Genomic DNA, 13,205 nt, shown 5'->3' on the forward strand with positions numbered 1-13,205 from the left:
GGCCGTATCCGGGCCGGCCGGGGAAGGGCGGCGGGCCACCACCCGGCCGGCCCGGATACGGCCCGCTGGGTGCCGGCCCGGGGTAGGGCCCGGCGCCGGGCGGGGGCCCGTAGCCGCCGGGCGCGCCGCCACCCCACGGCGGCTGTCCAGGAGCAGGTTGCCCAGGTCCAGGCTGCGGGCCGGGCGGTCCACCGCCGTAGGGACTTGTCATGACTCTCCTGGAAGGTTCCGCGTCGTGGCACGGCAGGATACTGCGCTGGTCACCGGGCGGATATCGGTACGGACACCCGGTGTGCCCTCCGGTGCGCCGCCTGGTGCGGGGCCCCGGTGTGGAGATCGCCACCGTCGGTGGTGATCTCCACGATGCCGAAGATGGGGTAGGGCATGCGCGTCTCGGCCGTACCATGGAGCCGAATCCATGTCCGTCCGGGTCCGTCCGGCCCGGAACGACCACCGAACAGCCTGGTCCCCGCGTGGCCCGTGCCGGTCGGCCGGTCACCGGTCTCCCGGCCTCCGGCCGGGGCTCCCCGCACCGGGCCGCCGCCGTCGGTGCGCCGGCGCGGTGCCGCCGGCGAACCGGCGGCACCCGAACCGGCGGCGGACGCCACCGTCGGGCCGCCACCACCGGACGGGTCGCCACCACCGGACGGCTCAGCACCACCGGACGACGGGGTACCGCCGGCGGGTCCGCACCACCGCGGATCCCGTCCGGAGATCCCGTCCGAAGTACTTGTCCGAACTACCCGAAAGAGACGACACATGATGTCCGACGGCCTGACCGCCCCCGCCCCCGCCCCGGGCGCTTCGCCATCCGGCCCCGTCGCGCCGGCGGACGGCGCGGAGCGGCACGCCGGCACCGCCCGGGTCAAGCGCGGCATGGCGGAGATGCTCAAGGGCGGCGTCATCATGGACGTCGTCACCCCCGAGCAGGCCCGCATCGCCGAGGAGGCGGGCGCCGTCGCGGTCATGGCGCTGGAGCGGGTGCCCGCGGACATCCGGGCGCAGGGCGGCGTGGCGCGGATGAGTGACCCCGACATGATCTCCGGGATCATCGAGGCGGTCTCGATCCCGGTCATGGCCAAGGCCCGCATCGGGCACTTCGTCGAGGCGCAGATCATCCAGGCGCTGGGTGTGGACTACGTCGACGAGTCCGAGGTCCTCACCCCGGCGGACCCGAACCACCACATCGACAAGTGGGGCTTCACGGTTCCCTTCGTCTGCGGAGCGACGAACCTGGGCGAGGCGCTGCGGCGGATCTCCGAGGGTGCCGCGATGATCCGCTCGAAGGGCGAGGCGGGCACCGGCGAGGTCTCCAACGCCGTGGTGCACATGCGCACGATCCGGTCGGAGATCGCGCGGCTGTCGGGGCTGCCGTCCGAGGAGCTCTACGCCGCGGCCAAGGAGCTGCGTGCGCCGGTGGAGCTGGTCACCGAGGTCGCGCGGCTGGGCCGGCTGCCGGTCGTGCTGTTCACCGCGGGCGGCATCGCCACCCCGGCCGACGCGGCGCTGATGATGCAGCTCGGCGCGGACGGCGTGTTCGTCGGCTCCGGCATCTTCAAGTCCGGCGACCCGGCCCGGCGCGCCCGGGCGATCGTCGAGGCCACGACCATGTACAACGACCCCGGCGTGCTGGCGAAGGTGTCGCGCGGCCTCGGTGAGGCCATGGTCGGCATCAACGTCGGCGAGCTCCCGCCCGAGGCGCGCTTCGCCGCCCGCGGCTGGTGAGCGTCCCGCGGATCGGCGTCCTGGCGCTGCAGGGCGATGTGCGCGAGCACGTCCGCGCCCTGCGCGAGGCCGGAGCCGACGCCGGTGAGGTGCGCCGGGCCGGTGAGCTCGCCGAGCTGGACGGCCTGGTCCTGCCCGGTGGCGAGTCCACTACGATCGGGCGGTTGCTGCGCGTGTTCGACCTGCTCGAACCGCTGCGGGCCGCCGTGGCCGGTGGTCTGCCGGTGTTCGGCTCGTGCGCGGGCATGATCCTGCTCGCGCAGGACGTGATCGACGGCCGCCCGGGCCAGCCGCTCATCGGTGGGCTCGACGTGGTCGTCCGGCGCAACGCATTCGGCCGCCAGGTGGAGTCGTTCGAGACCGACCTGGTGGTGGACGGCGTCGACGGGCCGGCGGTGCACGCCGTCTTCATCCGGGCACCGTGGGTAGAAAAGGCGGGGGACGGCGTCGAGGTACTGGCCCAGGTCGCCGACCGGCCGGTCGCGGTCCGGCAGGGGCCGCTGCTGGCCACGTCGTTCCATCCTGAACTGACGGGGGACATCCGGGTGCACCGGCTGTTCGTGGAGATCGTCCGATCCGAGCTCGGGCTCAAGAGGGGCAGGTCATGAGCGGTCACTCCAAGTGGGCGACCACCAAGCACAAGAAGGCGGTCGTCGACGCACGCCGGGGCAAGCTGTTCGCCAAGCTGGTCAAGACCGTCGAGGTCGCGGCCAAGACGGGCGGCGGCGACCCGGCCGGCAACCCGACGCTGGCGGACGCGATCGCCAAGGCGAAGTCCCAGTCGGTGCCGAACGACAACATCGACCGGGCCATCAAGCGGGGCTCCGGCGAACTCGCCGGCGGGGTGAGCTACGAGTCGGTCACCTACGAGGCCTACGGGCCGAGCGGGGTCGCCGTGCTCGTCGAGTGCCTCACCGACAACCGCAACCGGGCCGCCTCCGACGTCCGGGTCGCGATCACCCGCAACGGCGGCACCCCGGCCGACCCGGGCTCGGTGTCGTACCTGTTCAACCGCAAGGGCGTCATCCTGATCGACAAGACGCCCGACCTCACCGAGGACGACATCCTCCTGGCCGTGCTGGACGCCGGGGCGGAGGAGGTCAACGACGTCGGGGAGGCGTTCGAGGTCGTCTCCGAGGCCACCGACCTGCACGCCGTGCGGGTGGCGGCGGCGGAGGCCGACCTGACGGTCGCCTCGGCGGACATCTCCTGGCTGCCCTCGGTGAGCGTCCCGCTCGACGCGGAGCCGGCCCGGAAGGTCCTCAAGCTGGTCGAGGCGCTCGAGGATCTCGACGACGTCCAGAACGTCTGGTTCAACGCGGACATCTCCGACGACGTGATGGAGCTCGTCTCCAGCTGAGCCCGCGCCGTCCGGGTATTGCCGGGCGGTCGCCTGTTCGGCGTGTCGTGGATGTCGGTGTTGCCCCGGCCACTAGGATCGAACGGATGTTCGTCAGTGTGGTCGGGAGGGCTCGGTGCGTGTACTCGGAGTCGACCCGGGGCTGACCCGCTGCGGCCTCGGGGTGGTCGACGGCGGCCCCGGCCGCCGGGCCAGCCTGGTCGAGGTCGGCGTGGTGCGCACGCCTGCCTCGGGCGAGGTGGCCGACCGGCTGCGGGCCGTCTCCGAGGGCGTGGACGAGTGGCTGGACCGGGTCCGCCCGGACGCGGTCGCGGTCGAGAAGGTTTTCAGCCAGGCCAACGTGCGCACGGTGATGGGCACCGCGCAGGCCGGCGCGGTGGCCATCGTCGCCGCGGCCCGGCGCGGGCTGCCGATCGGTCTGTACACGCCGAGCGAGGTCAAGGCCGCCGTCACCGGCAGCGGGCGCGCGGACAAGGCCCAGGTGGGGTTCATGGTGACGAAGCTGCTGGATCTTCCGGAGGCGCCGCGCCCGGCGGACGCCGCCGACGCGCTCGCCCTGGCCCTGTGCCATCTGTGGCGCGGGCCGGCACTGGCCCGGATGCGCGCCGCGACCCCCGCGCGGAGCCCGGGCGTGCCGGGTGGCCGGCGATGATCGCGTCGGTCAGCGGCACGGTGGAGGTGCTCTCGCCCGGCTCGGCGGTCGTCGACGTCGGCGGCGTCGGCGTCCTGGTGTGGTGCACGCCGTCGACGCTGGCCCGGCTGCGGGTCGGCGAGCGCGCGCGGTTGGCGACGACCCTCGTCGTCCGGGAGACCGAGTTGACGCTGTACGGGTTCCGCGACGCCGACGAGCGGGACGTCTTCGAGATCCTGCAGGGCGCGGCCGGGGTGGGGCCCAGGCTCGCCCAGGCCGTCCTCGGCGTGCACAGCCCGGACGTCATCCGTCGGGCTGTCGCGGAGGAGGACCTGGCCACGCTCACCAAGGTGCCGGGCATCGGCCGCAAGAGCGCCCAGCGCATCGTGCTCGACCTGCGGGACAGGCTCGGCCCGCCGTCATCCCCGGTCCCGCCGCCGCGCGCCGCGGCGCCGCCGCCGGCCGCCGCGGATCCGCGTCTCGGCGCCGCGGGCGAGCAGGTCCGGGACGCGCTGGTCGGCCTCGGTTACTCCGCGAAGGAGGCGCTGGACGCGGTGGTCGCGGCTCGGACGGCGCTGCACGGCCCCGGCGACGGCGCGGCCGTGACCGACGGCGGTGACGGCGTGACGGGTGACGGCGCGGCGGGCGGCGCGGACCCCGCCGGTCCGGTCGACCCCGCGGCGCTGCTGCGGGCGAGCCTCGCCGTGCTGCGGCCGCGATGACGCCCCGGATGACGACGCCCTGGAGGTCGCCGTGAGCGGCGAGGGCCTGGTCTCGGCGGCGGCGGCCCCCGAGGAGCAGGCGTTCGAGGCCGGCCTGCGCCCGAAGAACCTGGACGAGTTCGTCGGCCAGCGCAAGGTGCGGGAGCAGCTTTCGATCATGCTCGAGGGGGCGCGCGGCCGCGGCCGCCCGCCTGACCACGTGCTCCTGTCCGGTCCACCCGGGCTGGGTAAGACAAGCCTGGCGATGATCATCGCCGAGGAGCTCGGCGTGCCGCTGCGGATGACCAGCGGCCCGGCGATCGAGCGGGCCGGTGACCTGGTGGCGATCCTGACCGCGCTCACGCCCGGCGAGGTGCTCTTCCTCGACGAGATCCACCGCATCGCCCGTCCCGCCGAGGAGCTGCTGTACGCGGCGATGGAGGACTTCCGCGTCGACGTGGTCCTCGGCAAGGGCCCGGGCGCGACGGCGATCCCGCTCGACCTGGCGCCGTTCACGCTGGTCGGCGCCACGACCCGCTCCGGCCTGCTGACCGGCCCGCTGCGGGACAGGTTCGGCTTCACCGGCCACATGGACTTCTACGACGCCGCCGAGCTCGCGCTGGTGCTGACGCGCTCGGCCCGGCTGCTCGGCGTCCAGCTGACCGAGGGCGGCGCGGTCGAGGTGGCGGGCCGCTCCCGGGGCACCCCGCGGATCGCGAACCGGCTGCTGCGCCGGGTCCGCGACTACGCGGAGGTCCGTGCCGACGGTGTGGTCTCCCGTGAGGTCGCCCGCGCCGCCCTGCGGATCTACGACGTGGACGCTCTCGGTCTGGACCGGCTCGACCGGGCGGTGCTCGACGCGCTGGTCCGCCGGTTCGGCGGCGGGCCGGTGGGGCTGAGCACCCTTGCCGTGGCGGTGGGCGAGGAGGCCGACACGGTCGAGGACGTCTCGGAACCGTTCCTGCTCCGGGCCGGCCTGCTGATCCGCACGGCCCGGGGGAGGGTGGCGACCCCGGCCGCGTTCACCCACCTGGGCCTCGAGCCCCAGTCGGACCAACTCGGCAGGTCACAGGCACCGGCGGCCCTGTTCGGGGAGGACCCGCCGGCGTCCTGAACCGCCGTCCGGGTGGGTCGGCCGGTGCCTTCGGGGAACACACCACCGGCCTGCCCGCTGTGGGTGTGGCGCGGATACGTACGATCAGCCGCGACACCCAGGAGGGCGGGACGTGCAGGTAATCGCGGCCGTGACAAGCGCGGCGGACAACAACGGCGGCAGCTCCATCAGTGGGCTGATCTTCCCAATACTGATCGTCCTTCTGATCGTCTACTTCTTCTCGACCCAGCGGCGCCGTGCGCGTGCGCAGCAGCAGCAGCTTTCCCAGATCGTCCCCGGCACGCTGGTCCTGACCACCGCCGGCCTCTACGCGACCGTCGTCGAGATGGACGGCGCCGACGTCCTGCTGGAGATCGCGCCGGACGTCGTCTGCCGGTTCGGCCGCAGCGCGATCGCCCGGGTGATCAGCACGCCCGGCCAGGACGGCGACACGGACGAGGACACCGACGGCCATCCGGACACCGACGGTCACCCGGACACGGACGGACCCGGCCCGGACGCGACCGGGAAGTCCCTCGGTGGCGACTCCGGCACGGGGAGCGGGGACGCCGGCACCGGTGCCGGCGGAGCGACCGGCAGCGGGGCCGGCCGCGGTGCCGAGAGCACGGACGACGCCGCGCGGCCGCCGCGCAAGGAACTGTAGGGCGCGCGCCGTGGCTGTAGGGCGTTTCGCGCCCCCTTGCGCCCGGTTCAGGGGGCGCGCGGGCGGCCGCTAGGGGTCTGTGGTGCGGCCGTGGTGCCTGCCGTCGCTGACCGTCACGCGCCTGTCGGCAGCCGGTGGTGTCACAGTCGGGCCGTCGGAACGTACCCTCGGTGACACTCGTTCGGAATCGTTGAGCGCCGCCGGGATCGGTGACGGTGTGTGAGGAAGGGACTTGGCGTTGGCACGTCGCTCGGCACGAGCCTCCGGAGGCGTCTCCGTCGGCGCCCGGCTCGGAGTACTCGGTGCTCTGCTCGCCGTCCTCTACGGCCTGATGGCCGTCACCGGGGTCTGGACGCCCAAGCTCGGCCTGGACCTCCAGGGCGGGACAAGCGTCATCCTCACCCCGCGTTCGATCACCGGCGGATCGGTCGACAACGGGGCTCTCAACAAGGCCGTGGACATCATCCGTGAGCGGGTGGACGGCCTCGGCGTGGCCGAGGCCGAGGTCCGCCGCGCGGGTAACACCATCGAGATCTCCGTGCCGGGCCGCGGCCGCAACGACGTCGTCGACCTGGTGGGCCAGACCGCTGAGCTGCGCTTCCGCGAGGTCTACCGGGCCGACGTCGCGCAGTCGGCTCCCGCGACACCCGCCCCGGGTACGACACCCGCCCCGGGTGCGACGCCGACTCCGGGCGCGACGCCGACGCCGGGCGCCACACCCGCTCCGGCCGACATCGCGCCGGCGCCGACGGCCACCGCGCCCGCCTCGCAGCGGCCCGCCGCGCTCGGGCCCGCCCCGGGCATCGGCGAGCAGCCCGGCCTGGTGGCCCAGCCCGCCAGCTTCACGAGCGGGTCCGGGAGCTCCGGGCCCCGCATCGAGCTCGCGGCCGCGACCAACCAGTCCGCCTCGCCCGCGCCGGCCGCCGCTCCCACGGCCAGCGCGCCCGCCGCCACACAGCCGGCCGCGACCAGTCCGGCCGCGACCAGTCCGGCCGCGACCAGTCCGGCCGCGACCAGTCCGGCCGCGACCAGTCCGGCCGCGACCGATCCGAACGCGGCGGTCGACCCGAACGCGCCGACGCCGCCCGCCGACGTCGCGGACAAGTTCGCCAACCTCACCTGCTCGGCCACCGGCGTGCGGAGCACCTCGGTGAGCCTGGACCGCCCCGAGGACTGGATCGCCGCCTGCGACCGCAACGGGACGACCAAGTACCTGCTCCAGCCCGCGGCCCTCGTGGGTACCGACGTGTCCACCGCCTCGGCGGGCCTGCTCAGCAGCGGTGGCGGGAGCACGAGCGTCACCACCGGCCAGTGGGTCGTCAACGTCGACTTCACCGGCTCCGGCCAGACCAAGTTCACGAACCTGACCGAGAAGACGATCGGCAAGCAGGTCGCGATCGTGCTCGACGGCATCGTCCAGTCGGCGCCGCAGACGAACGAGCGGATCGCCGGCTCGGCGCAGATCTCGGGGAGCTTCTCCCAGTCCGACGCCGAGGACCTCGCGAACGTCCTGCGCTTCGGCGCGCTGCCGCTGGCCTTCGAGCGCTCGCAGGCCGAGTCGGTCTCCCCGACCCTGGGCCGCGAGTCACTGCACGGCGGGCTGCTGGCCGGCGCCATCGGGCTCGGCCTGGTGATCATCTACTCGTTCCTGTACTACCGGGCGCTGGGCATCGTCGTGATCGCCTCGCTGGGGGTCAGCGCGGCGCTCATCTACGCCTCGGTCGTCCTGCTGGGCGACGCGATCGGGTTCACCCTGACGCTCGCCGGCATCGCCGGACTGATCGTGTCGATCGGTGTGACAGCCGACTCGTTCGTCGTCTACTTCGAACGGATCAAGGACGAGGTCCGGGCCGGCCGCAGCGTACGGACCTCCGTCGAACGGGCCTGGCCGGCGGCCCGGCGCACCATGCTGTCCGCGGACACCGTGTCCTTCCTCGCCGCGGCGGTGCTCTACGTCCTGTCGGTCGGGTCGGTCCGGGGCTTCGCCTTCACCCTCGGCCTGTCGACGCTCATCGACGTCCTGATCATGTTCATCTTCACCCGTCCGCTGGTCACCGCGCTGGTCCGGCGGCCGTTGTTCAGTACCAGCCGTTTCTCCGGCCTGATGGTGCGGTCGACCGGCGGTGCCGCCGCGGCGGACCGGCCGCGACTGACCCGGCGCGCGGACGCGGGCGCTCCCGGCGCCGAGGACGGCGGCCCACGGGCCGCCGGTGACCTTGACCCGCCGGATCCAGGACCCCGGCTCGAGAAGCCGGGCACGGGGCCGCGGGTGGCGGGCCGACGCACGGCCGGACAGAGGCGGGAGCACTGACATGTCGTTGATAGGTCGGCTCTACCGCAGCGAGTTCAGCGTCGACTTCGTCGGCCGTCGCCGTGTCTGGTACATCGTGTCCGGCGTGCTGATCACGATCTGCGCCCTCAGCATGATCTTCCGGGGATTCTCCCTCGGTATCGAGTTCTCCGGCGGCGCCGTCTTCCAGTTCCCGTCGAACGGCGGGACGGTCGAGCAGGTCGACAGCCTTCTGAGCAAGAACGGGATCGACACGTCCGACAGCGTCGTCCAGCAGCTCGAGACGTCCCGCCAGTTCCGGGTGCAGACGCCCACGCTGACCGACCAGCAGACCGAGGCGCTGCAGAAGGACTTCGCGACGAACTTCCACGTCGCCAACCCGGACGAGGACATCGCCGTCTCGACCGTCGGGTCGTCCTGGGGATCGACGATCACGAGCAAGGCGATCCAGGGCCTGATCGTGTTCCTCGTCCTGGTGATGATCTATCTGTCGATCCGGTTCGAGTGGAAGATGGCGGCGGCGGCGATGGCCGCGCTCATCCATGACCTCATCGTCACGATGGGTGTCTACTCGCTCGTCGGCTTCGAGGTCACCCCGTCCACGGTCATCGCCGTCCTGACCATCCTCGGCTTCTCGCTGTACGACACGGTGGTCGTCTTCGACCGGGTCCGCGAGAACACGGCGGGGATGGCGACGTCCTCGCGGCGCACCTACGCCGAGGCGACCAACGACGCGCTCAACGAGACGCTGGTCCGCTCGCTGAACACGTCCCTGATCGCGCTCATCCCGGTGGCCTCGCTGCTGTTCGTCGGCGCCGGCCTGCTGGGCGCCGGCACGCTCAAGGACCTCGCCCTCGCCCAGTTCGTCGGCATCGCCTCGGGCACCTACTCCTCGCTGTTCTTCGCCACCCCGCTGCTGGTCGACCTCAAGCGAGGTGAGCCGGCGGTGAAGGCACTCGACGCCCGGGTGCTGCGGGCGCGGGCGAGCGCCGCCCGCGCGGCCAAGACGACCGAGTCCGGGGGCGGCGGCCGGCCGGCGGCGCGCCGCGGCGCGGATCCGGAGACGGCCGTCCCACTGGCCGACCCGGACTCGGACCGGCGCGACGACGGCCGGGATCCGGCGGACACTGTCGGCATCGCCACCGGGATGCGCGCGGCCCCGGCCGGGGCCGCCAGCGGCGCGGCCGGGCGTGGTGGCATGCCGTCGGCCCAGCGCCGCGCCCCGAACCGCAAACCGTCCCAGCGAGGCCGCCCGAGCGGCAAGAAGCGACGCTAGGGGCGGCCCGCCGCGACGGAGTAACAGAGGCAGAACCACGACCGGCACGACATCGGCGCGAACCGCCGCCCGCGGGGCGGCGACAACGAAGATCGGAGAGGTCACCACGATGACAAGCGTCGACAGCCAGCCGGACCTGAGCGCGGCCGAGGCCGTGCTGGGCGCCCACGTGCGCGACGTCATGGACTTCCCCAAGCCGGGAGTCGTCTTCAAGGACATCACCCCGCTGCTCTCGACTCCGGCCGCCTTCGGAGTGGTCGTCGGTGCGCTGGCGGACCTCGCCCGCGGGCTGGGCGCCACCACGATCGCCGGCATCGAGGCGCGTGGCTTCCTGCTGGCCGCCCCGGTCGCCGACCGGGTCGGCGCCGGCATCGTCCCGATCCGCAAGCAGGGCAAGCTGCCCGGCCGGACCCGCAGCGAGGCGTACGCGCTGGAGTACGGGACGGCCGTCCTGGAGATCCACGAGGACGCCGTCCCGACGGGTGAGCGGGTCCTGATCGTCGACGACGTGCTCGCCACCGGCGGCACCGCGGCCGCCGCGCACACCCTGCTGCGCGGGTGCGGCGCCGACGTGGTGGGGCTGGCGGTGCTGATGGAGCTGACCTTCCTCTCCGGGCGCGACCGGACCGGCACGCTCGACATCACCTCGATCATGAAGATCTGACCGTGTCCGGCGCGTCGCCCGTGTCCGGTCACGGTTCGTGACCGGCGCTCGGCATTGACGCGAACGGCCTGCCCGCCGGCCTCTGGCGCGCCCCTGGCCGGGCGGGGTTGCGGAAGGCCCGGCGCCCCCGCAGCGTTAACCTCGACGTCAGGAGCCCTTCGCACATCCGTGCCACGGCTGAAGTGCTAAGCAGGAGCGGCCTGTGCCTGAGGCGCCGGTGACCACCGGATCCGTGCCGACGGCCGCGTCATCCGCCGGGGATACGCGGCCGGTCCAGGCTGCCCTGTCCGCGACCGACCGCACGCCGTCCACCGCCGACCGCACGCCGCTCGCGGGCGGCCAGCTCCCGCGCACCGGGCCGTCCGCCGCGCACGGCGGCCGCGACGGCGCCGAGGGCGGGTCGGGGTCCTCGCCCGTCCCGGACGCCACCGGAGAGGACGCCGAGAGCGGCTCGCCGGTGGTGCCGCGGCTGGGCCACGAGTCGCCTCCGCTGCCTCGCCGGGTCCGCCGCTTCTCCCGGCTGGGGGCGCACCGCGCCACGCCGCCCTCGTCGCTGGATCCGGTGCTGCGGGGGCTGGTCGCGAACCACCCGCGGATGGACATCGGGCCGGTGCAGCGGGCGTTCGAGGTGGCCGACGCGGCCCACGCCGGGCAGGTCCGTTTCTCCGGGCACCCGTACATCACCCATCCGATCGCGGTCGCCAGCATCCTGGCCGATCTCGGCATGGACATCCCGACGCTGTGCGCCGCGCTGCTGCACGACACCCTGGAGGAGACCGACCTCCCGCCGGAGACGATCGAGGCCGAGTTCGGCCCGCAGGTGCTGCAGATCGTCGACGCCGTCAGCAAGCTCAACCGGGTCAAGGTCGGCGAGGCCGCGCAGACCGAGACCATCCGCCGGATGGTCGTCGCCATGGCGCGCGACCCGCGGGCCCTGGTGGTCAAGCTCGCTGACCGCCTGCACAACATGCGGACGCTGCGCTTCCTGCCCGAGCACAAGCAGGAACGCAAGGCGCGCGAGACGCTGGAGATCTACGCGCCGCTGGCCCACCGCCTCGGGATGAACTCCCTCAAGTGGGAGCTGGAGGACCTGGCCTTCGCGGCGCTGTTCCCGAAGCGCTACGACGAGATCGTCCGCCTTGTGGCCGACCGGGCACCCAGCCGCGACGTCTACCTCACCGAGACGTCCACGCAGGTGCAGACGCAGCTGGCCGAGGCGAGGATCAAGGCCGTGGTGACCGGCCGGCCGAAGCACTACTACTCGATCTACCAGAAGATGGTCGTCCGCGGCCGGTCCTTCGAGGACATCTACGACCTCGTCGGCATCCGGGTCCTGGTCGACTCGGTGCGGGACTGCTACGCGGCGCTGGGCACCGTCCACGCGAACTGGAAGCCGATCCCGGGCCGGTTCAAGGACTACATCGCGATGCCCAAGTACAACATGTACCAGTCGCTGCACACGACGGTCATCGGGCCCGAGGGCAAGCCGGTCGAGCTGCAGATCCGCACGCACTCGATGCACAACCGGGCCGAGTACGGCATCGCGGCGCACTGGAAGTACAAGGAGGACGGCTCCGGCGCGGGCTCCCGGTCCGGCGGCTCCCGCTCGTCGGGCTCGTCGGCGTCGCGGCGGGCCGCCGCGAACAGCGGCGCCGGGGGCACCGACCCGAACCTGCGCAACTGGCTGCGCCAGATCCTGGACTGGCAGCGCGAGACGGCCGACCCGGGGGAGTTCCTCGACAGCCTGCGCTTCGACATGGCCGACGACGAGGTCTTCGTCTTCACGCCGAAGGGCGACGTCATCCCGCTGCCGGTCGGGTCGACGCCGATCGACTTCGCCTACGCCGTACACACCGACATCGGCCACCAGTGCGTCGGCGCCCGGGTCAACGGCCGGCTCGCGGCGCTCGACACCGCGCTGGAGAACGGCGACACGGTCGAGGTCTTCACCTCGCGGGCCCACTCGGCCGGCCCGAGCGAGGACTGGCTGACCTTCGTCCACTCGTCCCGCGCCCGGACGAAGATCCGCCAGTGGCACGCCCGGGAGCGCCGCGAGGACGCGATCGTCGCCGGCCGGGACGCGATCGGCCGGGCGATGCGCCGCCACGGCCTCCCGCTGGCCCGCCTGATGACCGGCGACGCGCTGCTGACCCTGGCGAAGGACATGCGCTACGCCGACGTCGCGGCGCTGTACGCGGCGGTCGGAGAGAAGAACATCAGCGCGCAGGCGGTGGTGAACCGGCTGCTACAGGGGCTCGGTGGTCCCGAGGGCGCCGAGGAGGACGCGGCCGAGATCGAGCTGCCGATCCGGGCCCTGCGCCGGGCCACCGGTGACGCCGGCGTGCTCGTCACCGGTTCCCCGGACGTGTGGGCCAAGCTGGCCCGCTGCTGCACGCCGATGCCCGGCGACGCCATCGCCGGCTTCGTCACCCGGGGCAAGGGCGTGTCGGTGCACCGTGCCGACTGCGTCAACCTCGCCGGCCTGCGGGGCGGCCCGCACGACCGGACGGTCGAGGTGGAGTGGGCGCCGTCATCGGGCTCGGTCTTCCTGGTGGTGATCCAGGTGGAGGCGCTGGACCGGACCCGGCTGCTCTCCGATGTGACCAGGGTGCTGTCCGACCACCACGTCAACATCCTCTCCGCGTCGGTCACCACGACGCGCGAGCAGGTGGCGGTCAGCCGGTTCACCTTCGAGATGGGCGACGCCAAGCATCTCGGTCACATCCTCGACGCCGTCAGATCCACCGACGGTGTGTACGACTGTTTCCGAGTCACCTCGGACGCACAGAGCTGACTGCGAG

Annotated in this window: 11 protein-coding genes; all 11 read left to right on the forward strand. The window is 73.2% G+C overall.

The window, feature by feature from the left end:
• The first annotated feature begins 759 nt into the window (after window positions 1–759).
• The 11 genes from pdxS to FMEAI12_RS34015 all read left to right on the forward strand — a co-directional run bounded on the left by pdxS (window position 760) and on the right by FMEAI12_RS34015 (window position 13,198).
• Window positions 760–1,725, forward strand: coding sequence for a pyridoxal 5'-phosphate synthase lyase subunit PdxS (gene pdxS / locus FMEAI12_RS33965; RefSeq protein ID WP_020462622.1), 966 nt, complete (start codon window positions 760–762; stop codon window positions 1,723–1,725).
• Entirely contained in the window at window positions 1,722–2,333 is a 612-nt protein-coding gene (pdxT, locus tag FMEAI12_RS33970; protein WP_112109191.1) for a pyridoxal 5'-phosphate synthase glutaminase subunit PdxT, read from the forward strand. The genes pdxS and pdxT overlap by 4 nt, the downstream gene beginning before the upstream one ends.
• Window positions 2,330–3,085 carry a YebC/PmpR family DNA-binding transcriptional regulator gene (locus tag FMEAI12_RS33975; RefSeq protein ID WP_071061710.1) on the forward strand — a complete coding sequence of 252 codons (756 nt, stop codon included), beginning with the start codon at window positions 2,330–2,332 and terminating at the stop codon, window positions 3,083–3,085. The genes pdxT and FMEAI12_RS33975 overlap by 4 nt, the downstream gene beginning before the upstream one ends.
• A gap of 115 nt (window positions 3,086–3,200) precedes the next feature.
• Window positions 3,201–3,737 (forward strand): crossover junction endodeoxyribonuclease RuvC, encoded by a 537-nt coding sequence (gene ruvC / locus FMEAI12_RS33980; protein ID WP_112109192.1) that lies wholly within the window; start codon window positions 3,201–3,203, stop codon window positions 3,735–3,737.
• On the forward strand, window positions 3,734–4,438 hold the full coding sequence (gene ruvA, locus FMEAI12_RS33985) for a Holliday junction branch migration protein RuvA (protein WP_112109209.1): 705 nt from the start codon (window positions 3,734–3,736) through the stop codon (window positions 4,436–4,438). The genes ruvC and ruvA overlap by 4 nt, the downstream gene beginning before the upstream one ends.
• 31 nt (window positions 4,439–4,469) lie before the next feature.
• Window positions 4,470–5,531 (forward strand): Holliday junction branch migration DNA helicase RuvB, encoded by a 1,062-nt coding sequence (gene ruvB / locus FMEAI12_RS33990; RefSeq protein ID WP_112109208.1) that lies wholly within the window; start codon window positions 4,470–4,472, stop codon window positions 5,529–5,531.
• Window positions 5,532–5,643: 112 nt separating this feature from the next.
• On the forward strand, window positions 5,644–6,174 hold the full coding sequence (gene yajC / locus FMEAI12_RS33995) for a preprotein translocase subunit YajC (protein ID WP_071061714.1): 531 nt from the start codon (window positions 5,644–5,646) through the stop codon (window positions 6,172–6,174).
• 238 nt (window positions 6,175–6,412) lie between these two features.
• Entirely contained in the window at window positions 6,413–8,485 is a 2,073-nt protein-coding gene (gene secD, locus FMEAI12_RS34000) for a protein translocase subunit SecD (protein WP_112109193.1), read from the forward strand.
• Between the two features lies 1 nt (window position 8,486).
• Window positions 8,487–9,740 carry a protein translocase subunit SecF gene (gene secF, locus FMEAI12_RS34005; RefSeq protein WP_112109194.1) on the forward strand — a complete coding sequence of 418 codons (1,254 nt, stop codon included), beginning with the start codon at window positions 8,487–8,489 and terminating at the stop codon, window positions 9,738–9,740.
• 109 nt (window positions 9,741–9,849) lie between these two features.
• The gene (locus FMEAI12_RS34010; RefSeq protein WP_071061720.1) at window positions 9,850–10,404 is read left to right on the forward strand and encodes an adenine phosphoribosyltransferase; all 555 of its coding nucleotides are present in this window, start codon (window positions 9,850–9,852) and stop codon (window positions 10,402–10,404) included.
• Between the two features lie 202 nt (window positions 10,405–10,606).
• Window positions 10,607–13,198, forward strand: a complete 2,592-nt coding sequence (locus FMEAI12_RS34015; protein ID WP_112109195.1) for a bifunctional (p)ppGpp synthetase/guanosine-3',5'-bis(diphosphate) 3'-pyrophosphohydrolase — start codon at window positions 10,607–10,609, stop codon at window positions 13,196–13,198.
• Window positions 13,199–13,205 lie beyond the last annotated feature (7 nt).

This window comes from Parafrankia sp. Ea1.12 (assembly GCF_900465275.1).
Classification (GTDB): Bacteria; Actinomycetota; Actinomycetes; order Frankiales; family Frankiaceae; genus Parafrankia; species Parafrankia soli.

Coding starts and splice junctions, on each gene's coding strand:
- pdxS (WP_020462622.1), top strand. CDS start 760: ATGATGTCCGACGGCCTGACCGCCCCCGCCCCCGCCCCGGGCGCTTCG.
- FMEAI12_RS33975 (WP_071061710.1), top strand. CDS start 2,330: ATGAGCGGTCACTCCAAGTGGGCGACCACCAAGCACAAGAAGGCGGTC.
- ruvA (WP_112109209.1), top strand. CDS start 3,734: ATGATCGCGTCGGTCAGCGGCACGGTGGAGGTGCTCTCGCCCGGCTCG.
- secF (WP_112109194.1), top strand. CDS start 8,487: ATGTCGTTGATAGGTCGGCTCTACCGCAGCGAGTTCAGCGTCGACTTC.
- FMEAI12_RS34010 (WP_071061720.1), top strand. CDS start 9,850: ATGACAAGCGTCGACAGCCAGCCGGACCTGAGCGCGGCCGAGGCCGTG.